This window comes from Spongiibacter sp. IMCC21906 (assembly GCF_001010805.1).
GTDB lineage: Bacteria > Pseudomonadota > Gammaproteobacteria > Pseudomonadales > Spongiibacteraceae > Spongiibacter.
Map to the genome: position 1 here is coordinate 1,113,561 of NZ_CP011477.1, position 20,722 is coordinate 1,134,282.

A 20,722-nucleotide genomic window follows, 5' to 3' on the forward strand; every position below is an offset into this window, starting at 1 on the left:
GTGTCTGTTTTCAGTGTATGGCGCTGGCGATATACGTCAAGACTGGATAAGATTTCGTTTAAAACTCTTACAATGCGAGTTTCCCTTACACATGCAAGGATTGCGCATGCGAACTAAGCGCAGTTTAGTACAGATTTATCTCCTGAGCCTAGTCGCCTTGTCTGCGATTCCGCTTTCTATCTTCGGTTATATTTGGATAGCGAAGGAATATGACGGGTTTAACACGCAGAGCGAGGCGTTGCGCAATACCTATATCGAGTCTCGTCGTGAGTTACTGCGCCGAGAAGTCGACAAGGCCATGGAGTATCTGGACTTTAAACGGTCCCAGTTAAACCGCCAGCTATACCAGGACCTGCGTCAACAAGTGGCGGTGGGTTTAGCGCTGATTGAAAATACTCGCAAAGAGTTTGCCCAAGAGAGCAAGCAGCAACAGCTGGCTCGCTTGCGCAGCACCATGTCATCGCTGAGCTTTTTGGGCAACAAAGGGTTTTTCTTTCTGTTTGACGAGCAGGGCACAACACTGCTGCCGCCAATGCACCCCTCCGGCGATACTCGCATTAGTGATAAAACGGCTTTGAAGTCCTTTGTCAGCCAAATTGTCACGGCCACTGGTGATAAAAAATACGATTTTGTTGAATACCGCTTTACCCGCCCCAGCGATCCGTCTCGCAGTGATCGTAACTTTAGTTTTGTGTATCACTACAAGCCATTAAATATCTACATGGGTGCCAGCGTGTACCTTAACGATGAGGTGGCTAGGGTTAAACAGGAGGTGATTGAGCGTATTGCTGCGGTGCCCATCGACCCCAATAACTCCATTCTGTTTATTGTTGATAGCAACGGCAATCAACTGGTTAATGCCTACGATTCAGCCCGGGTTGGTAGCGTAATGCCGGGCGTTGTGGAGGCCAGCAAGAAAGTCAGTGGTAAAGATAATAGTTTATTTACGGAGTTAAGTTGGCAGGCAGGCGACGAAGGCGAAAAGCCGGTGGTCTCGTATTTGCGTCGCTATGAACCCTGGGGTTGGGTGCTCGGTTCTGGTGTGTTTCTTGACGAGCTGAACGTTCGGCTTGCGGATCAACGCGCCGACTTGCAAGAACGGGTCAATGAGCACATTCGCTTTATCGTTATTATTGCCTTTGTGTTGATGGTGTTATCCGCTGTTGCCGCGCGACTACTCGCCCGCAGCAGCGCCCGGGGCTTTGATATTTTCCAACAGTTTTTTGCCGATGCGAGTAAACGTTCCACCGCGATTGATATTGCCAAACTGCCCTTTGCCGAATTTCAGCATTTGGCAGAAGACGCCAATTTCATGGTGGAAAAACGTAGCCAAACTGAACGGGCGCTCAAACTCAGTGAGCGGCGTTTTCAGCTGGCACTGGATGCGGCGCAAAACCATTTGTGGGATCTGGATTTACAAACTGGCTATGTGACGGTGGCGCCAAGCTTTTTCCGCATGATGGGCTATGAAGTACCCAGTACCCCCTATGCCGTTGCGGCCTTCAAACATGTGGCTCACCCAGACGATATTGAGATTATTGCCGCAGCGGTAGATAGCTGGCTGGGGCTGGCCACGGGAAACAGTGTGGAGTTTAGGGTACGAAACCGGGCGGGTGAATATCACTGGATTTATAGCCGTGGCGATGTGGTAGAAAGTGACGAGCACGACCAACCTATTCGCGCGATGGGCATTATGACCGATGTCACTCAGCGCAAACGTATGGAGCAGGAGTTGTTAGATGCCAAAATTGCTGCTGAAGATGCCTTGCATGCCAAGAGCCAGTTTTTATCCAGTGTCAGTCATGAGCTGCGCACCCCGCTCAATGGCGTGCTGGGCTACGCGCAATTACTGCAGCGGGAATCTGATCTTCCCAGCGGTAGCGAGGAATATTTACGCGCGATAGAAAATTGCGGTAAGCACTTGTTGACCTTAATTAACGATGTATTGGATTTAGCCAAAATTGAAAGTGGCAACATCAATATTGTCCGCCGTCCCAATAATATCGACGATGTGGTGACGAGCGTTGGGGACATTGTTGGTCAGCGGGCCAAGTCAAAAGGCTTGGATTTTGTGTTAGATGTGGCTGCTGATGTGCCGCGTAATGTCGAAATTGATGAGGTAAAATTGCGGCAAATTTTGGTTAACCTACTCGATAATGCGGTGAAGTTTACCAAGCAGGGTAAAGTTGATTTAAAGCTCCGGGTAGACCCTAGCCGTCAGCAAATGCTGTTCTCTGTGACCGACACCGGCATCGGTGTGCCCGAGGATAAAATCCGCGATGTGTTTGAACCATTCCGCCAGGTTAATCCGCGAGATGGGCAGGGAACCGGTCTGGGTTTAGCAATTTGCCGACGTTTAGTTGAAGCAATGGGGGGCAGCCTGGATCTGCGCAGTGAGTATGGCAAAGGCAGTTGTTTTTATTTTGATATACCGTTGATAGAAGTCGATTCTCACTACCACGACAATGATGTAGATGAGAGTGTAGATGAGCAAGAGCTTGCCGAGAGTGTGGCGCATTTTGACAACCCAGCCATCATTGTTGCAGATGATGTTGCCGTCAATCGTCAAGTATTAATCGGCATGCTTAGTGATGTCAGCTCAGATATTCGTGAGGCCGCCAATGGTTTAGAAGTGGTTGAACAAGTGAAAGAGCGGGCACCGCAGCTGATCTTGATGGACCTGCGGATGCCTGAGATGGACGGTCTGGAAGCAACACGAATTATCAAAAAAGATCTGCAATGCAACGATGTGCATGTGGTAATGGCATCTGCGACCACAGATGAAACCATGATGAAGCAAGCTATTGATGCTGGGTGCGACGGTTTTTTGCCCAAGCCGATTGGTATGGACGCGCTAATGAAAGTGCTTGTTGATACCTGTTCTGTGGTGGCTCCAGAGCCGGAGCCCTCCGTAGTCGTGAGTTTTCCAGCCAAGAATAACAATATTCAGGCGCCAAACGGGGTCGTAGAGTCTCTACATAAAGCAGTGGAAGTGGGTGATATTGCGGCGCTGGGTGATCAGTTACATGCGTTACGGCAAGATCGACCAGAATTCATTGCATTTGTGGAGCAGGCTGAAGAGTGTCTGCGCAATTTTGATTTTGAAGGGATATCTGATTTGTTAGTGATGGTATCTCACGAGGCCGATCCCGATGATAGCTGAAAAGGGCGGAGAACAGGTTTTATTGGTTGACGACAACCCCACTAATCTTCAGGTGTTATTTAAAACCCTGGAGGGTAGTGGCTATCGTTTGCTGGCCGCCCGGGATGGCGAGGCCGCCATCAAGATTGCCCGCAAAGCCAAACCTTCGCTTATTCTTTTAGATGTCATGATGCCTGGTATTGATGGGTTCCAGGTTTGCGAAGCGTTAAAATCAGATCCTGACACTGAAAATATTGCTGTGATCTTTTTGTCGGCGCTAACCGATAGCCAATCAAAAGTACATGGTTTGGCGGTGGGGGGTGTCGATTATATCGCCAAGCCTTTTCAATCTGACGAGGTGTTGGCCCGTGTCAAAACCCATATCAAAATTCATCGTCTTGAACGGGCCCTGGCAGCACGCAATATTGCCCTCGAAGATGAAAATCTCAGCATTTTAAACGCCGTAGAAGAAGGGATTGTGGGCTTGGATCAAGAGGGGCGAGTCAGCTCAATCAATCGCCAGGCTTTGGTGTTGATAGAACAGTCGGAAGCGGATGTGCTGGGCAAGACAGTAGAAGAGCTTCAGCTATTCAATAACGATGAGAGTGTGTCAGCTAATATCAAGCTGCTAATAAACAACAGTGAGCCTTTGAGTCGGGCTTTTGTTGAGCTTTCTACGGCCCAGGGGGCAAGCATTTCGGTCTCGTTAACCGGTTCTCCCCGTCAGGGAGGGTCGGTATTGGTCTGGCGGGATATCCGCGACTGGTTGAAGAGTCAGCAGGCGCTACAGACGGCAAGAGAAGAGATTGATGAACAGCGTCAACATATGGCTCATATCGAGCGGCTGAGTACGGGTGGTGAAATGGCTGCAGGTATTGCCCACGAAGTGAATCAGCCGCTAACTGCCGTAGTCAATTATGCTCGGGTGTGTCAGCGCATGATCGCAACTGACGGTCAGCCTAATACCGAAAAAGTCTCTGAGGTCTTAGATAAAATTGCGGTGCAAGCTGAGCGCGCGTCAGCGGTAATCCAGCGCATGCGCAGCTATGTGAAAAAGCCCACCGGTGGCAAAGAGCGATTATCCATGAATACGATGTTGGCTGAGGTTGTCGCCTTGGCTGAAGTGGATTCTCGTACCCACGGAATTGATATTGAATTTGTAAGGGCTGACGCCCTTGCTGACTTCCAGGCCGATGAAGTTCAGATTCAGCAAGTTGCCTTAAACTTGCTTCGCAATGCCATAGAGGCGAGTGCGGCGGTAGACGTTAATAGAACCGTGCAAATTGCGAGCTTTGGCAATGCCGATACGGTTGGTTTTGTTGTTAAGGATTGGGGGGCGGGTTTAGATCCCGATGTGGAGACGCAATTGTTCTCGCCCTTTGTGAGCTCTAAAGAAGGGGGGATGGGAATAGGTTTGTCCGTGTCGCAGTCAATTGTTCAGGCGCATGGTGGTGATCTTCAGTATTCGCCCAATCCCGAGGGCGGGGCGATTTTTCGTTGTGAATTTCCGCTGTATCAAAGCTGATGGTGAAAACTGAGCGCCGCCAGCTTCGATTTGGTGATCAATCGTTAGACCTTTTGGTTAAGCGCAGTGCCCGTCGAAAGCGACGTTTGTCCCTATCTTTAAATGCCCAAGGTAAGCCCTTGTTGCAGGTGCCAATGTCCGTTTCAAACGCTGAAATTGAGGCGATGGTAAAAAACCATTTAGATTGGCTTATAAAAAAACAGCAAGAGTTTGATGAGCATTGCCAAGAGCATCCGCCGATTCATTTTGTGGATGGCGAACAAGTCGAGTTTCTTGGCAGAGAGCTAACATTAGCCGTTGATGCTGCTCCTGGGCGAGGGCAGGTTCTCTTACAAAACGACTGTTTAGCAATTAAAGTGCCCAGTTATTCACCGCAAAAAATATCCGCACAATTACAACGCTGGTATCGTCTTCAAGCCCAGCAGATCTTTATGGAACGTTTAGTTTTTTGGAGTAGCCAAATTTCCTGGGTAAGCGCGGTGCCCCCACTGCGTATTCGCCGAATGCGGTCGCGCTGGGGAAGCTGCAGCAGCGATGGTCGTATCTGTTTAAACAGTGAGTTAATACGTTTAGACCCGCAGTACCTCGACTATGTTATTGCCCATGAACTTTGCCATCTTCAAGAGTTTAATCACAGTAAACGGTTTTATGCCTTGATGGATTCGGTGATGCCAGATTGGTCTGTCCGAAAAAAAGCCTTGGCCAAGGTTAATCTCAGGCGTTTGCTGATGTAGTAGCGCGTAGAGAGCAAGTGTTAGTATCGCGTTATGCTTAAACAGGTTTGTCAGAATAATGAATACAACAGACAAAGCGATCAAGACAACTCTCAACGAGCGTACTATTTGCCATTATCCTAGGGTGTTGAGGGTAGTGCAGAGGGTTTTCTCATTTCTGTTTAGACTGCGTGGCTGGACGTTTGATGATCAGTTACCTCGCAGTAAAAAATACGTCATGGTTGTTGCGCCGCATACTAGCAACTGGGATTTTTTTCTCATGGTTTCTATGGGTGCGGCACTGAAACGTCAAGTGCGGTTTATGGGTAAGCACAGCATTTTTATCGGTCCACTTGCGCCTTTGCTAAGATGGTTGGGCGGTATTCCCGTAGAACGGAATAGCCACCATAATTTTGTCGAACAAATGGTGCAGCAGTTTGCTGATTGTGACGATATGGTATTGGTGATTGCACCAGAGGGCACCCGAAGCAAGGTCGATGCTTGGAAGGGGGGCTTTTATCATATTGCCGCTGGAGCAAAGGTGCCGGTGGTTGCGGTGGCATTGGATTATGGGCGGAGACGGGTCGGTATTGTGGCAGAAGTTTTGCCCAGTGGAGATCTGCACGCAGATATGGCGGCAATTGCCCGTGCCTATCAGGGGGTCACGGCTTGTCACCCTCAGCTGGATGGCTTTCCCCGGAACGAGAGGCTTGTAAAGCCTTGATTTGTTGGTAGTGGCCTGGGGCCTGCTACCCGCTAAGGCATAGTGCCTTGTTGTTGGGTGTCTGGCAGGCTGGTGCTGTGTTTGCTTTTAGGAATCCCGCGTCTGTCCAAACGTATTTTACCAGAGGTGTAGCTGCTGCCAGCCCGGGGCCTTGGTTCTTCGCGGACGGGCGTTTTTTTCGTTTTTTCGGGTTTAATGGCTTGCAGCGTTTTATATTCTCCACCGTCATCCTTCTTAGAAGACTCTGAAGCAGCTGTATTGGCTTTATCACCTGCCAGCGCGAAGGAGCTCAACAAGAGAGCGGCGAAACCACAATAGTGTATCCATTTTTTATTCATAGGCATTTAACTGTATTTGGGACTGTGTAATGGCTACGTCGCCACTACATTTTTCGATCACGAGTCGTCTATCTTTTTTTCTTCCTGCAGGCGCTTGAGAATTGTTTGCGCGGCGTTATCGTCCCGGTTCCACAGCCGCTTGGCAATTGCAGCACCAGTGAGTCGGCTGTGATCCAGATGCCGTTTAAAGCGGCGGCAGTGACGGCAAATCAATAAGTGCGCTTTGATTTCTATCGCTTTCCAGCCATGAAATTGACCATCGAGGTGGTCGCTGCTCAGCTCGGTAAATTGTCGACAGTTTAACATTCCCCCGTCTCCTGATAATGATCAACCACTTGCATAAGACGCAGCCTTGCGCGATGCAATAACACTCGCACATTGTTGTCGCTCAAGCCCAAAACCTCGCTGATGTCGACTAAAGCATGCTGTTCAACATCGCGTAACAGAAACACCGCTTTTTGTTTTTCTGGTAGTACGCTCAATGTGTGCTCAATGCATTTTTGCAATTCGCTTTCCTGCAACATCAGCTCCGGCGTGGCGATTTCCCAGCGGGTGGGAGGATTGCTCCAGTGCCCCTGTTGGTCAAAGTGTTGGCTGTCTCCACCGTGACCGAGCTCTTCTATATCCGCAACATTCATGTGGCGTTTTTCTCGACGCAGGCGCGATTTAGCCTCGTTGCTGACAATTTGAATAATCCAGGTGCTAAGGCTGGAGCGCCCTTCAAATTTAGCAATGGCGCGATACACCGATGACCAGGCATCTTGCACCACGTCTTCTGCAAAAATCTCTCCGACAATCGAGCGAGCGATAATCAGCAAACGTGGCTGATGTTGCGCAATCAGTGATTGAAATGCGGCATTGTCACCGCTTTTCAATCGCTCGATGAGGGCTTCTTCGTCGGTGTTTGTCGACACGGGGCGTCCTTTCGGTTTGAAGCGCCATAGTGTCGACCATTCTTGTATAAAAAGGCAATCCCGATGAGGCGCCCGATGCCATTTAGTTGTTATTGCTTGCAAGGCTTCCACCGTTTGGCTATCCAGTAATCCAGGCTGACATAGCGACCACCGCCGGTTTTTACTAATGCCAGCAGCATTAGTAAATAGGTGACGGCAAACTCAATACCGTTATTTAATATCACCAGTTTGCCGCTGCTGGTTAGCCACTGGTAGTTGCCGTGGGTTTTGAGGATGTCTCTTGCGGCTTGCAGTTTTTCGGGAGCTGCCATTACCCGCTCATTGGCAAAGGGTGCGCTGGCGTCGGCAATCGCCTGCCAGCCATTGGGTAAATGTACGGTAATAGCGGCGACTAGCATGGTGATAGCCAGTGGAATGGATATCCAGCGGGTTGCTAAACCCAGTAGCAATAATGCCGCGCCGCCAACTTCGGCCGCCGTGGCAAGGCTGGCCATTAATAGCGGAAAAGGTAGCCCTAGGCCCCAATCTGGGTTGCCAAACCAGTTTACCGTTGACGAAAAATTCATGAGTTTATTGTTACCCGCCATCCATAGTGTCGGCACTAAATAAAGGCGCAGCCCCAGCGCGGGTAGGCCATCTAGATGTGATAGGCGACACAGTACAGAGCGATAAATCTGGCAGAGTCGATCCATTGTCGAGTTCCTTGCGTATGAAGTTTGCTTCTGTATGACGAGGAGCAAGCCGCCTTGTTACAAATTAGTGTATCGAGGCTGGTGAAAATATTTTTGTGCTGGCGTTGTAACATTGAGTAGGCTAAAACATCCTATGAGCAGCGCAGGTATTCTGCGCAGTGATATTCTTTTTAGCTATGCACTACCACAATCAAAGGAATTTTTTATCATGAATAAATCTATCAGTATTCTGGGCGCGGCAATGGTCGCTTCTTCACTTGCCTCAGTTAGCATGGCTGACAGCGCTGCAAATCCATTCACTGCAAAATCCTTGAACAGCGGCTATCAAGTCACTAACTTTGGTGATGGCGAAGCGAAATGTGGCGAGTCTAAGTGCGGCGAAGCGAAATGTGGTGAAGAGAAGAAAGGCGCTGAGGCTAAATGTGGCGAGTCCAAGTGTGGCGAAGCTAAATGCGGCGAAGAAAAGTAAGTAACAAGTGATCCGCAACCTCCGGGTAACCCGGAGGTTTGTTTATCTACAATGCTTTATCGGTAGTACTCTAATTTCCTCTAAGCTTGTCCAAGATGATTGCGTTTAATCATTTGGGTACAGCGGTCTTAAGCCTGAATCAACTTTCTTTGTCGCTGTTTTCGGCAATGTTTTTCTGCATTTGCTCACTTCATGTAGCAGTGCGTTGCGGTCCAAATCCATTTCATCTTGGCTGTAGAGACTGGCATCCAGTGCCCGGCAGTAGGTGTCGAGATTGGGAAAGGCGCCTGCCAAACCCGTTAAACTGACGTTTTCTTCCAGAGCCGCGCTCCCCCAGTCCAGCAGCTTCTGACGAAGCTCATTAGTGTTGCCGTCGCGTTTACAGGCTTGACGCAATGCTTTGAAGGTGGCTTTTTCATCCAGGTTTGCCGTCCCGTTTACCGCGGCGGTCTCTGCCGCTGGGGTAGAGCGGGCCGCTCTTAGCCACAGGCTCGCAAATAACAGGTTGCCCAAGGCTAGCACAGCGATAATGGCCCATTGCCAATTGGGTAGCAGCGTTGATGCAATCGTCTCCGCCTTGGTTTTGGTGTCGGCTTGTTGAGATGACGGTGGCGGATTTGCTGGTTGCTGGCTTACTGGAGCAGTAACGGTGAACTTACGCGGCGGCAATACCGCGTACTCTTGTTGATTGCTCTCGGTATTCCACCAGGCTATGCGAATTTCTGGCAGCTCGTAGCTGCCGGGTTTGGTGGGAATAATGGCCACGGATTCGGTGCGCTGTCCGGTCCAGTCGCCTTCTTCCGGGTTGCTGATACTGGCTTGGTCGGGATAGAGCTTGGCATTGGCCAGCTCGCTGCTTGGCAAAGCAGGGAGCTGTGAGCCGAGCAGGCCGTCGGCTTCGATCTTGATACTGCGGGTGACCGAGTCGCCAACCTCAATGCTGTCCAGGCTCTGGCTCCAGCTGTCGCTGATGCTTAAGGCTTTTGCGGGTAGCCAGACAGCGCCGTCAAAGTCACTGGCCGGCGGCATAACCCGCACGCGGTGCGCACTGCTACGCTTTACCACTAAGCGACCGGGGTCCAGCATGGACTGGCGGTAGCTCTCGACTCTGGCCTGTAAGGTCAGGGCCGGAATTTCCAGCTCGCCGCTGTGTTGGGGGTAGAGGCGGTAGCGGCGTTCGATAACTTGGTAGTAACGACCGTTAATGGTGGTTTGATAGCGTTCTTCTCCCGCGGCTTCAACGGTGGCGCCGGAGACTTCTAAGGGCTCCAGGGACGCTTCTAAAAAATTGACTGAGGTGAAAATTTTGACGGTGTAGGCCAGTTCCGATTGCACATAGGCAGAGCGGGGGGTGACGTCTGATTCCAGATAAACTTGTTCACTGCCGGTATTTTGTCGCTGAGGAGCATCGCTGACGGTCACGGTAATGGGCCGGGTGCGATATTTGCCCATTTGAATGGACGGAATAGATAAGTTGCCTTTGCGCTTGGGCGACAGGGTGTAGTCCCACTGCCGGAGTGAGCTGACCTTGCCGTTGATAAAGCTGCTGCGGCTGCTTTCCTGCTGATTGAGAATTCTAAAATCCTGCTCCAGTGCCTGTACCTCTGGGTCGGCAGAAAAGCTGATGCTATCGGCGGTCAGGCTGAGAGTGAGGGTTTCATCCAGTGACAACTGGTTGCGGTCTACCGTGGCCCGAACTTGGGTTTGCGCGGTAGCTGCATTGGTCCACAAACCAAACAGCAGGCTGAATATGGCGATTATCCAGAACGAGCTTTTGGTTGAGGGCTGGGCCTGTTTAATAGGGTGCATAGGCGTCATCTTCGCTAAGGTCCTGCCGATTACTTCTTTGCTGTGATTGATAGCGGAATTTCCTTTCCAGTAAACCTGCTGGGTTGTCCGGTATTTTCCGCAGCCATTGTTCTCTGGCTTGCTGGTCTTCACTTAATTGTTGGTCTTCCTGCGTGGCGGCGCGGCCTTGGGCAGCCTGAGCTTGCGGTGGCTCTTTATCGTCATTGCTACTGGCAGCTTGCTGCTCGGGCTGGCCTTGCTGAGCATGGTCTTTAGCGGCTTGAGCTTGGCGCTGTTCTTTCTGCTGTTGCGCTTGCTGCTGAGCGTCGTCCTTGCCTGCTTGGTCGTTTTGTTCTTGCTCTTGGTTCTGGCCGGATTGCTGATCTTTAGCTTGATCACCATTTTGACCTTGCTTGTCAGACGGTTGGCCATCTTGCTTTTGGTTTTGTTTTGATTGGCCGTTATCTTGTTGATTTTGCTGATCTTGATTCTGTTCTTGCTGCTTCTCGTTCTGTTTATTCTGATCCTGCTGGTTTTGATTTTGTTGCTGCTTGTCTTGCGAATCAGAATTCTGCTGATCATCGCCACCTTGCTGCTGCTGCTGTTGTTTTTCCTGTTGCTCTTTCAGTTCTTGAATTAACTGACGATTAGCGTGGGCGTCGGTCATTTTTGGCTGTTTTTCCAGCGCTTTGTCATAGGCGGCAATCGCGCCATCTAAATCACCGGCGTTGGCAAGCGCGTTGCCACGGTTGTAGTGAGCGTCTGCGGTGTCGCTTTGGCCAAAGGCCTCTGCTGCGGCAGCGTAATTACCGGCGCGATAATTAGCGGCGCCTTGCCACATGGGGTCTTTAAACGCTTTTGCCGCCTCGGCGGGGGCGCTCTCCATCAGCGCCGCGCCGCGTTGGTCCGGGGTTGTCCAAAGTTCTCCCCAGCTGAGGGCGTAGGATGGGTTGCTATGACTGCCGAGTAGACCTGCTAATAACAGTGTTGGCATCCAGCTGCGTCTAAAGCAGAGCAGTGCAAGGGGGAGACAGAGTAATACCAGCCAGTGTCCCGCGTCTTGCCATTGGTCAAAACGGCGATCCAGGCTGTGCTGTTCGCCTTTATCAACTTGGCTAGCCACGGCATTCAGGCTTTCGATGTCGCTATTGTCCAAGCTAAGGCTTCGGTACAGCCCGCCACTAGAGGAGGCCAGCTTGCGAAGATTGGCTTCTTTGAGTTTGGGAACAATAATGCTGCCGTCGTTATTGCGGGCAAAGCCGCCGTCGCTCAGAGGGATGGGCGCGCCGTCTTTGCTGCCCACCGCCAATACGGATACGGGGTAGGGCGTGTCGGCCAGCAGTGATTTAATCCCGTCCATTTGCTGATCTTCTACGCCATCGCTAATCAACAATATCTGCCCATTGCTGCCTCGGCCATTGTCCAGCAGTTCAATGGCTTTTTGCATTGCCGCTTTCGGGTTGCTGCCAATAACCGGCATCATGCCTGGGTATAAGCCCGGCAATAAGGTGAGCAAGGTGTTGCTGTCATCGGTGAGGGGGGCAACCACAAAGGCATCGCCGGAAAACACCACCAAACCTGTCTGACCATCTTCCCGTAGTTGCAGAATATCCCGGAGCTTGAATTTTGCCTGCTTAAAACGCGAGGGCTTAATGTCCTCGGCCAGCATGGAGGGCGACATATCCAAAATGATCGCTAGTGCCTGCTGATTTTTATACAGGGCAACGGGTGCCTGTTGCCATGACGGGCCCAGCAAGGCGAGTTGTAGCAATAGGGCGGCCGTCATCAAGCTGAGTAATCTGCGGCGAGGTTTGGTGTGCACCTCATTTTGCAGCAGATAGGGCAGCAGTGTGGGGTCAATATATTTTTGCCAGCGCTGGCCTTGCCAGCGGCCTCTCATTAATAAAATGACAGTGAGAATAAGTAGCGGCGCTGCCCAGAGCATCTCGGGGCGCAAAAAGTGCAAGTCTGGCATTTATCTGCTCCTCCCGAGTCGGCTAAACAGTGCCAGCAATCCCATTGCTCCGGCGGCAAACAACAACGGCCATTGCAGCAGTGAGCGTGTGGGCCTAAGGGTTTCGCCTTCTTGCTCAATAGGCTCCAGCTCGGCAATGGCTTGATAGGCTTGTTGCAGTTCTTGTGGATTGCGAGCCCGGAAATATTGGCCGCCAGTGGTGTCAGCAATGGCCTTGAGGCTGGCTTCATCGAGGTCGGCGGAAGGGTTTACCGTACGGGCGCCGAAGTTGCTGCCAAAAATCCCCGGCACTTTCATTTCGGTGGCACCGACACCAATTGTATAAATTTTAACCTGCTCTGCTGCGGCCAGCTTGGCAGCTTGGATCGGGTCAATATTGCTGGCGGTGTCGGCACCGTCGGTGAGCAATACCACCACTCGGCTATCGCTGGGGCGGTCCCGCAAGCGTTTAATGGCAAAGCCGATGGCGTCGCCAATGGCGGTTTGTTTACCCGCAAAACCCACTTGGGCCTCGTCCATTAGCGTGCCTAGCGTATTCAAGTCGAAAGACAGTGGCGATTGAATATAGGCTTGGCTGCCAAATAAGATCAGCCCTAAGCGGTCACCGCTGCGCTGGCGAATAAATTCTTTCACCACGGCTTTGACCACGGTAATTCGGGGCAGGGCCTCGTCTTGAATTACCATATCTTCTTGGCGCATAGAGCCAGAAATATCGACAGCGAGCATCAGGTCACGGCCACTGGTTTCTAAGGTAATAGGCTGGCCAATCCAGACGGGGCGAGCCGCACCGGCCAGCAGTGCCAGCCAGATCAGTAGCAATAACAACAGGCGCCACCAAGGGTTGGCGCTCGTTTTGTTTAAATGCTGGGCGTCGCCTAATGATTGTAGGCGGTCAAAAAATGGCACCCGCAGTGCCGCGCCGGTAGCGGCGGGCTTAGAGAGCAGGTACACCAACACTGGCAGGGGGATTAACCAAAACAACCACGGCCATTGAAACTCAAACATGCTGGCCTCCCCGGTGTTTACGCAGCCAGCGTCTAATCTCTGCCAGCAGGGTTTGTCGATCAGCAAGCTTGGCGCTAGGGTTGTAGGCCGCGTTGCTGAGCTTGTCAGCTTGTGTCGGTGAAATAAGACCGTCCTGGCTTAAAAATGCGGCCCAGCTGTCGCCACTCAGCGCGGCAACCTGTTGGGGCGGGTAGCTTTGCATGGCCACTCGACGCAGCAGGGTATTGAGTTGTTGGGCGAGCTGATGGTCTGAGGCAATCTCGGCCACACTGGCGAGCTCGGTCAATGCCTCTTGGCGGTAGGCCTTTTGTTTGCGATTGCGCCGCCATAGCCCAATACCAATAATGGCGCTTAAGACCACCACGGCTATGACAAGCCACCACCCTATGGCCGGAGGAAACCAGTGGATAGCGCTGGGTAGATGAATGTCCGCAAGTCGGGCGGTGTCGGGAATCGCACTGTTCATGACAGCCCCAGCTCTTTTTGCAGCACTGGAAAAAAGGCCTGGTCGGTGGTGAGGTTGATGAGTCGAATGCCCATTTTTCGGAGCTGTAGCTTGAGGTTTGTTTGTTGCTCGGCACTGTGGTCAGAAAAACGTTGGCGCAGATTTTTGCCAATATTTAAATGCAGACGCTGTTGGCCATTACTGACGCTGAGAAGGCCTGCGTTGGGCAGTTGCTGTTCCATGGGGTCGTGTATGTTTAGCGCAAACACATCGCTGTGCCGGCTGAGTAGATGTAGCTGCCGAATGCCTTCTTCATCCAAGCCTTGAAAGTCACTGATTAAAAATACTGAGCTGCCGGGGCGGTTGATGCGGCGCAATTCCTCTAAAGCCTTGGCCAGGCTTTGGCCGGTATTTGGGGAGGCGGCCGGGTTTTCTGCTAAGGCGTGATTGTATTCCACCGCTTGGTGGATCAGAGAAAGGGCCGAGCGGTGGTTGCGCCGGGGCCGTACTTCTTTGTGGCCGGTATCATTAAAAATGAGGCCGCCGACCCGGTCGTTACTCTCTAGTGCTGTCCACGCCAAGAGTGCCATAACATGGCTGGCCAGTACCGATTTGAAACAGCGCTGACTACCAAAAAACATATTTTGGCGCTGGTCCAGAAACAGCAGTACCGGCCTCTCGGTTTCTTCTTCAAAGACTTTGGTGTGGGCGGTGGTGGTACGTGCGGTAACGCGCCAATCGATATGACGAATTTCATCGCCACCTTGATATTCGCGAACATGGTGAAAGCTCAGGCCGCGGCCGCGAAAGGGTGAGGCGTGACCGCCTAGCTGGCGACTGCGCTTGCGGCTCTTCCAGCGTTTGACGTGCTTGGCCAGCAGGCGCAGGCGAATCAACGCCGGTTGTTCTACCAGCGCGCCATAGGCACTGCCCAGCTCCAGGGTGGTTTTTTGCTCTTGCTGAGCACTCATGCCACGGGGACGACCTGAAGGAGACGATCAATGACCCGATCTTTGGCAATGCCATCTGCTTCGGCTTCAAAGCTTAAAATTAACCGGTGCCGAAGCACGTCTCTTGCTACCGATTGCACATCGTCGGGGCTCACATAGTCGCGTTCCCGCAGCCAGGCTTGGGCGCGAGCGCAACGGTCTAAGGCAATGGTGGCGCGGGGGCTGGCGCCCACCTCTATCCAGCTGGCCAGTTCGGCATCAAAAGCCTCGGGCTTGCGGGTGGCGATAACGAGTTGTACTAGATATTGCTCGACGGTTTCGGCCATATGCAGGCCGAGAATATCTTGGCGGGCAGCTAAAATTTGCTCGGGACTAATGACCTCGGGTTGAGGAATGTCGCCCAGTGCTTCGGCTCTGACCCGGCGCAAAATTTCTAGCTCAGCGGCGGCGTCTGGATAGTCTACATTGACATGCATTAAAAAGCGGTCGAGCTGGGCCTCTGGCAGAGGGTAGGTGCCTTCCTGTTCCAATGGGTTTTGGGTGGCCATCACCAAAAACAACTCTGGCAGTGGAAAGGTGTTGCTACCGACGCTGACTTGGCGCTCGGCCATTGCCTCTAGCAAGGCGGACTGGACTTTGGCCGGGGCGCGGTTGATTTCATCGGCCAGGACCAGATTGTGAAAAACCGGCCCGGCTTGAAAGTTAAATTCGCCAGTTTCGGGGCGGTAAATATCGGTGCCGGTCACGTCCCCGGGAAGCAAATCGGGGGTGAACTGGATGCGTTGAAAACTGGCATCGATGCCATCGGATAGGGTTTTGATGGCCTTGGTTTTTGCCAGCCCCGGTGCACCCTCTACTAACAGATGGCCATCGGCCAGCAGGGCGATAAGCAGGCGCTCTACCAAGGCTTCTTGGCCAATAATATGGGCGTTCAGCCATTGCTGTAATTGGCTGATGGCGTGTCGTTGGGTCATGGAACGATTTTCCTTGCTCGCTTAGATTTTTATTGACGCTCAATACCGTTATTTGGGGGTGTTTATCGGTATTTCAAGCGCCGCTATAGCAGTTAATGTCCAGTGGCAGTGAGCAACTCTTGGTAGCTCTGTTGCAAACAGTCGCGGTATTTTTCGGGCTGAGTGAGGGTGTTGGGTGCACTCAATACAGTTAAGCAAATTCTTTGCTGATAACTCAGGGCAACATGGAACAGACCGCAGCCATCAGTAATCAGGCCAATGGCTTGAATATCCACTAATTCTGCGCCATTTAAGGAAAGGCTTTCTCTCGGCCCGGGAATATTACTTAGCACTGTTGCCAAGGGCATAGGTAAGCCGCCGGGAATTTGGCAAGCGGCACTCAAGCCCCATAGCAGAGATTTTTCTGCCAGGCTGGGCATATGTTTGGCGACATTCATAAGTGAAAAGCGGCCCATGCTGTCTGAGGATTTTTTGGCACAGTGGGCGCTATAGCGCACGGCTTGTAAACGCTGCAGAGGATCCTCGATATCCACCCTGAGTCCCGCCACCATCATGCCCAATGCGTTGCCGCCTTTACCGCTTTTTTTCGTGCGCACGTTGATGGGCACGAGGCCGCCCAGAGGGTCGGCGGGGAGTTGGTTTTGGGCGATGAGATAGTGTCGTAAGCCGCCACTGACAATGGCCAGCAGTACTTGATTGAGAGTGGTGCCCGGTTGCTGTTTACGGATGCTGTTTAGCGCGTCTAACTCAAAGTGGAGGCTGAGTAGCTGCCGCTCGGCAGTGATCTTTTTGTTAAAGGGGCTGCGTTGCCAGCTGGGCGGCAGCTGGCGATTACCCTCTGGGCTCACTTGCGAGCCGTCGTGTTGCGCTTTTGCGCGCTGCATTTTTGGCAGTAGCTTGCGACCTTCACTGAGTAAATGCAGGGGGCGACGGAAGTGATTGATATAGGCCCGCCACAAGAGGCGGGAAGATGACGGTGCAGGTTCTCCTACCCATGAGTCTGTTTCACGGTTGTCGATATTACTGCTGGTATTACGCTGAGGGTTATCGTGAAGCGAGGCTAAAATTTGGGTTGCTGATACGCCGTCCAAGGCGGCGTGGTGAACCTTAAGAAACAGCCCATAGCTATTGCTGGGGTACTCTGGGAGCTGGCCCAAACCGTCGATGATGTGGGCTTCCCAAAGGGGCTTTGAAAAATCCATAGCTTGGCCATGAAGGGTGGCCAGTAGTTGCTCTAAATTCTGATGATTGGCTTTGCTTCCCAATCGGTGCCGAAAGACGTGTTTTTCCAGGGCAAAGTCGGCATCTTCGATCCAATAAGGGTGGTCCAATCCTTTGGGGACGGTGACCAGTCGGCGCCGGAACACAGTGGACAGCGGCAGTGCGTGACTGATGCGCTGGCAGAGGTTTTGGTGGCGAATGTCCGGGTGGACTCGAGTGGTTTCCTTATACACCAGCATGGCAGCGATGTGCATCGGCGTGCGCGGGCTTTCGCCGTGAACAAAAAAAGCGTCTAGTCCATTTAACTGTTCCATGGTGCCTTCTTGGTATTCAAGGTGGATGTCGCTGGATCACGCAGTCTGCGCGTTGAATTGTCGCTGCTTAAAATTATCATTGTCCCGGCGGCTAAGACAGGGCCGAGACAGATTTACTGGGAGAAATTTTTAAGAATTCGCAACTGCACGTCAATAGTGACCGTTAGGGCGGTGATTTGTTGCACGCTCTGCCGGGCTTCTTGGCTACTGCGGTAAAAATGCGGCGTCATGGCCAGCAGCCACTGCAGTTGTTGTTGTGGAATGGTTGGGCTGCTGTAGTTGAGCTGCTGGTCGACGACGAGCTGCCATTGCTCGTTTAGTTCTGCAGCCAGGCTGCTGACTGGATTGCGCCGCACTTCGGGGTACAGTCGTTCTCTCAGTTCGATAAGGTGGTCTGGTCCCGCGTCCAGCATCACAATAAGGCCGCCGGGTTTAAGCACACGTTTGAATTCGTCAAACACCGGAAAACCAAAGTTACAGAGCACAATATCCTGGCTGCTGGTGCTGAAGGGGAGCTGTCGATTGCTGGCCACAACCCCTTCTAAGCCGGGGTTGCGGGCGCGGCAGGCTCGCACGGCCCATTTGGATATATCCAGGCCGCAAGCTTGTATTGCGGGTTGGCGCGGAAGCAAGGCATGGCAGAGCTGGTTCAGGTAATAGCCTTCGCCGCAGCCAGCATCGAGAATGCTGACGGTTTTGCCCTCGGTTAGCAGTGGCATAAGTTTGCTGTTGATTGCCGCTGCGAGAGGTTGATAAACCCCAGTGTCGAGAAAATCCCGTCGGGCGTTGACCATGTCTCGGCTGTCGCCAGGGTCTTTTGAGCGCTTGTTTTGTACCGGTAATAAATTGACATAACCCTGCCGGGCGATATCAAAACTGTGGCCTGATGGGCAGCGCCAGCTTTGCTCTGTTTGGCTCAAGCCTTGCTGACAAAGCGGGCATTGTAAATTGCTTAAGGGAAGGTATGACATTAACTCAGCGGGGCCGTGGTGGTTAAGGAGGCGATTATGGCGTGATCGGCTCACAGAGACCAGCGCCGCTCGCCAGCAACTCGGTTCGTCATTAAAAAGTGCGCTTATCGTTGGTCCAGGTCTCGTTGCTGCACGGCCCATAGCTTAGCGTAGTGGCCATTATGTTCGAGCAGTTCGCGGTGATGGCCTCTTTCGACGATTCGGCCCTGATCCAATACCAGAATTTGTTCGGCGTCGACTATGGTGGAGAGTCGGTGAGCAATCACCAGCATGGTGTGTTCTCTAGCGATGGTTTTGATGGCGTCTAAAATCAGCTGCTCAGAGCCGCTATCCAACGACGAGGTGGCCTCATCAAAAATCATGATCGGTGCATTTTTGAGCAAGGCTCGGGCAATCGATACCCGCTGTTTTTCACCGCCAGAGAGCTTTAAGCCGCGCTCGCCTACCAAGGTGTCGACCCCTTGCGGGAGGTGTTTTATAAAGTCCTCGAGGTGAGCCATGCGAATCGCGTTTGCGACTTCTTCATCGCTGGCATCGATACGGCCATAGCGGATGTTTTCTAAAATGCTTTGATTAAATAAGACGGTATCTTGGGGAACAATACCCAGCTGTTGCCGCAGCGAACGTTGGCTGACGTGGCTAATATTTTGGCCGTCAATACAGATCTCGCCACTGCTGGCGTCATAAAAACGGAACAACAGTTTTAGCAGGGTCGATTTACCGGCACCACTGGCGCCGACAATAGCCACTTTTTGACGGGCGGGGACGGTAAAGGAAATGTTCTCCAAAATAGCGCGATCACTGTGGTAGTGAAAACTTAGGTTTTTGACCTCGATGCTGCCGCTGCCAATCTGGAGCGCGGTGGCATTTGGGGCATCGTTTAAGCTCGGTTGTTGTTTTAGCAGGTCGAACATGGCCTCGATATTGGCCAGCGAGCCTTTCATTTCTCGGTAAACAAAGCCCAAAAAATTTAAGGGCATAAAGACCTGCATCATAAAAGCATTGATCAGCGCAAAGTCGCCCAAGGTCATTTCTTCTGCCAATACTTGCTGAGCGGCCAATACCATGGCGGCGGTCATCGCGGCGGCAATGATAAAAGCTTGCCCGGCATTGAGGGCAAACAGGCTTAGCCGGTTCTGGCGCCGGGCTTGCTCCCAGCTGGCCAGCTCGCCGTCGTATTGCCTGGCTTCGTGTTCTTCGTTGTTGAAGTATTTGACGGTTTCAAAATTGAGTAGGCTGTCGACGGCCCGGGTGCTGCTGCGGGACTCTGCCTGATTGGCTTTGCGAATAAAGCCGGTACGCCATTCGGTGGCAACCACCGAAAAGGCGACATAGCTGGCCACGGCGGCAAATACAATAACGGCGAACCAGGCGCTATAGCGCCAGCCCAAAATGGCAATGACCAGGCCGATTTCTAGAAAGGTGGGGATGATATTAAATACCATAAACCGCAGCAAAAAACTGATGCCATTGGTGCCCCGTTCGATATCACGAGACAGGCCGCCGGTGCGGCGATTCAGGTGAAAGTCTAAGTCCAGTTTGTGCAAGTGACGAAACACTTGCAGGCCGACATTGCGCATGGCCCGCTCGGTGACCCGGCCAAACACGGTATCTCTCAATTCGCCAAATAGCACATTGGCAAAGCGCAGGCCGCCATAGGCGAGCAACAATGATAAAGGCAGTAGCGTTAAGGTGGCCGCGCCGGTGTTGTCCAGGTAATCGACAATGTGCTTGAGGGCGAAGGGCATCCCCACACTGGCCAGTTTTGCCGCCACCAAGCATAGCAAGGCAATGGCAATGCGGCCGCGAAAATCGTGGAGGTAGGGTAGTAGCTCCAGCAGCGTTGACCAGCTGGCACGCTGATCTTCTTTATAAGCGGTGTTGTGATGCATTGTATTCCTGTGGGCGCTTAATGCAGGCTGGATTCTTCAGGCACGCGATGGGGCGGTAGATGAATAGTAATAATGCGATTTCCCAAGGTGACGATATAACCTTGATAGCGCTCGTGCCCGGTGACGGTAAATTCAAAGTTGTAGCGCCGCCAAAATCGTAGGCTGCCGTGACGGTCCCGCTTAAACCAGACCGAACGCAGTGCGACATTGTCGTCCAGCAATTTTAGCTGTTGTTCTTTTAAACTGCGCTTGGTGGCAGCTAAGGCAATTTCGCGGGTGCGTTGTGCCCGCCACCAAATGGCAAGTATCGCGATGAAAGCCGTTAAAATACTGAGATCAGCAAGGTTTACCATGGTTGTTGCATAATGTTCAGAAAATCCAAGCAATCATTAGCCACAACACCAGGAAAAAACCCAGAAAACCGCTGAGCATGAATTGTAGCTCACCCAGCAGGCCGTCACCGGCGGCGATGGCAAATACCACCAATACGGCAACGGTGACAAAGAAGGCGATAACCGCGGCATCTTTCATCCCCAGTCCTGGGCTGAAATGCGCGTTAATAAAGCCGGCCATTAAGGGCAGCATCAGATAAATGGCAATGGCTGCCAGTAAGACAACCACCGCTAAGCCAATAGCAAGTTTGCCGGTATCGTCTTGGTCGCGGCTCATG

General features: G+C 52.2%; 20 protein-coding genes. 5 read left to right on the top strand and 15 right to left on the bottom strand.

Annotated elements, in window-relative coordinates:
• Positions 1 to 106: 106 nt before the first annotated feature.
• The 4 genes from IMCC21906_RS05150 to IMCC21906_RS05165 are packed head-to-tail and all read left to right on the top strand — an operon-like array spanning position 107 to position 6,104.
• Positions 107 to 3,163 carry a cache domain-containing protein gene (locus tag IMCC21906_RS05150; RefSeq protein ID WP_047011274.1) on the top strand — a complete coding sequence of 1,019 codons (3,057 nt, stop codon included), beginning with the start codon at positions 107 to 109 and terminating at the stop codon, positions 3,161 to 3,163.
• Positions 3,153 to 4,667, top strand: coding sequence for a response regulator (locus tag IMCC21906_RS05155; protein WP_047011275.1), 1,515 nt, complete (start codon positions 3,153 to 3,155; stop codon positions 4,665 to 4,667). Before IMCC21906_RS05150 ends, IMCC21906_RS05155 begins: the two co-directional genes overlap by 11 nt.
• The gene (locus IMCC21906_RS05160) at positions 4,667 to 5,401 is read left to right on the top strand and encodes a M48 family metallopeptidase (RefSeq protein ID WP_052763376.1); all 735 of its coding nucleotides are present in this window, start codon (positions 4,667 to 4,669) and stop codon (positions 5,399 to 5,401) included. The genes IMCC21906_RS05155 and IMCC21906_RS05160 overlap by 1 nt, the downstream gene beginning before the upstream one ends.
• A gap of 58 nt (positions 5,402 to 5,459) precedes the next feature.
• Entirely contained in the window at positions 5,460 to 6,104 is a 645-nt protein-coding gene (locus tag IMCC21906_RS05165; protein WP_082117363.1) for a lysophospholipid acyltransferase family protein, read from the top strand.
• Between the two features lie 32 nt (positions 6,105 to 6,136).
• Here the strand turns inward: IMCC21906_RS05165 and IMCC21906_RS05170 are convergent, their stop codons facing one another.
• The 4 genes from IMCC21906_RS05170 to IMCC21906_RS05185 all read right to left on the bottom strand — a co-directional run bounded on the left by IMCC21906_RS05170 (position 6,137) and on the right by IMCC21906_RS05185 (position 8,048).
• Positions 6,137 to 6,442 carry a hypothetical protein gene (locus IMCC21906_RS05170; protein ID WP_156165992.1) on the bottom strand — a complete coding sequence of 102 codons (306 nt, stop codon included), beginning with the start codon at positions 6,440 to 6,442 and terminating at the stop codon, positions 6,137 to 6,139.
• 57 nt (positions 6,443 to 6,499) lie between these two features.
• On the bottom strand, positions 6,500 to 6,748 hold the full coding sequence (locus tag IMCC21906_RS05175) for a zf-HC2 domain-containing protein (RefSeq protein WP_047011278.1): 249 nt from the start codon (positions 6,746 to 6,748) through the stop codon (positions 6,500 to 6,502).
• Positions 6,742 to 7,356 carry an RNA polymerase sigma factor gene (locus tag IMCC21906_RS05180; protein WP_047011279.1) on the bottom strand — a complete coding sequence of 205 codons (615 nt, stop codon included), beginning with the start codon at positions 7,354 to 7,356 and terminating at the stop codon, positions 6,742 to 6,744. Before IMCC21906_RS05180 ends, IMCC21906_RS05175 begins: the two co-directional genes overlap by 7 nt.
• Before the next feature lie 89 nt (positions 7,357 to 7,445).
• On the bottom strand, positions 7,446 to 8,048 hold the full coding sequence (locus tag IMCC21906_RS05185; RefSeq protein ID WP_047011280.1) for a DoxX family protein: 603 nt from the start codon (positions 8,046 to 8,048) through the stop codon (positions 7,446 to 7,448).
• A 133-nt stretch (positions 8,049 to 8,181) separates the two neighbouring features.
• Here IMCC21906_RS05185 and IMCC21906_RS05190 point away from each other — a divergent pair, with 133 nt between their 5' ends.
• The gene (locus IMCC21906_RS05190; RefSeq protein WP_231580320.1) at positions 8,182 to 8,517 is read left to right on the top strand and encodes a hypothetical protein; all 336 of its coding nucleotides are present in this window, start codon (positions 8,182 to 8,184) and stop codon (positions 8,515 to 8,517) included.
• Positions 8,518 to 8,622: 105 nt separating this feature from the next.
• On the opposite strand, the gene IMCC21906_RS05195 is transcribed toward IMCC21906_RS05190, so the two are convergent.
• From IMCC21906_RS05195 to IMCC21906_RS05245, 11 genes are all read right to left on the bottom strand, one after another.
• Positions 8,623 to 10,326 (bottom strand): BatD family protein, encoded by a 1,704-nt coding sequence (locus IMCC21906_RS05195; RefSeq protein ID WP_047011281.1) that lies wholly within the window; start codon positions 10,324 to 10,326, stop codon positions 8,623 to 8,625.
• Positions 10,313 to 12,280, bottom strand: coding sequence for a VWA domain-containing protein (locus tag IMCC21906_RS05200; RefSeq protein ID WP_047011282.1), 1,968 nt, complete (start codon positions 12,278 to 12,280; stop codon positions 10,313 to 10,315). The genes IMCC21906_RS05195 and IMCC21906_RS05200 overlap by 14 nt, the downstream gene beginning before the upstream one ends.
• Positions 12,281 to 13,285 carry a VWA domain-containing protein gene (locus tag IMCC21906_RS05205; protein WP_047011283.1) on the bottom strand — a complete coding sequence of 335 codons (1,005 nt, stop codon included), beginning with the start codon at positions 13,283 to 13,285 and terminating at the stop codon, positions 12,281 to 12,283.
• The gene (locus tag IMCC21906_RS05210; RefSeq protein WP_052763377.1) at positions 13,278 to 13,751 is read right to left on the bottom strand and encodes a DUF4381 domain-containing protein; all 474 of its coding nucleotides are present in this window, start codon (positions 13,749 to 13,751) and stop codon (positions 13,278 to 13,280) included. The genes IMCC21906_RS05205 and IMCC21906_RS05210 overlap by 8 nt, the downstream gene beginning before the upstream one ends.
• Positions 13,748 to 14,701 (bottom strand): DUF58 domain-containing protein, encoded by a 954-nt coding sequence (locus IMCC21906_RS05215; RefSeq protein WP_052763378.1) that lies wholly within the window; start codon positions 14,699 to 14,701, stop codon positions 13,748 to 13,750. The genes IMCC21906_RS05210 and IMCC21906_RS05215 overlap by 4 nt, the downstream gene beginning before the upstream one ends.
• Positions 14,698 to 15,654, bottom strand: a complete 957-nt coding sequence (locus IMCC21906_RS05220; RefSeq protein WP_047011284.1) for a MoxR family ATPase — start codon at positions 15,652 to 15,654, stop codon at positions 14,698 to 14,700. Before IMCC21906_RS05220 ends, IMCC21906_RS05215 begins: the two co-directional genes overlap by 4 nt.
• Before the next feature lie 92 nt (positions 15,655 to 15,746).
• Positions 15,747 to 17,189, bottom strand: a complete 1,443-nt coding sequence (locus IMCC21906_RS05225) for a wax ester/triacylglycerol synthase family O-acyltransferase (protein WP_047011285.1) — start codon at positions 17,187 to 17,189, stop codon at positions 15,747 to 15,749.
• Positions 17,190 to 17,302: 113 nt separating this feature from the next.
• Entirely contained in the window at positions 17,303 to 18,214 is a 912-nt protein-coding gene (locus IMCC21906_RS05230) for a putative RNA methyltransferase (RefSeq protein ID WP_197085956.1), read from the bottom strand.
• Between the two features lie 50 nt (positions 18,215 to 18,264).
• A complete protein-coding gene (locus IMCC21906_RS05235) occupies positions 18,265 to 20,052 on the bottom strand; it encodes an ABC transporter ATP-binding protein/permease (RefSeq protein WP_047011287.1) in 1,788 nt (595 codons plus the stop codon).
• Between the two features lie 17 nt (positions 20,053 to 20,069).
• Entirely contained in the window at positions 20,070 to 20,405 is a 336-nt protein-coding gene (locus IMCC21906_RS05240) for a DUF3301 domain-containing protein (RefSeq protein ID WP_047011288.1), read from the bottom strand.
• Positions 20,406 to 20,421: 16 nt separating this feature from the next.
• Positions 20,422 to 20,721: a hypothetical protein gene (locus IMCC21906_RS05245; protein WP_047011289.1), complete on the bottom strand. Its 300-nt coding sequence runs from the start codon at positions 20,719 to 20,721 to the stop codon at positions 20,422 to 20,424.
• Position 20,722: the final 1 nt, after the last annotated feature.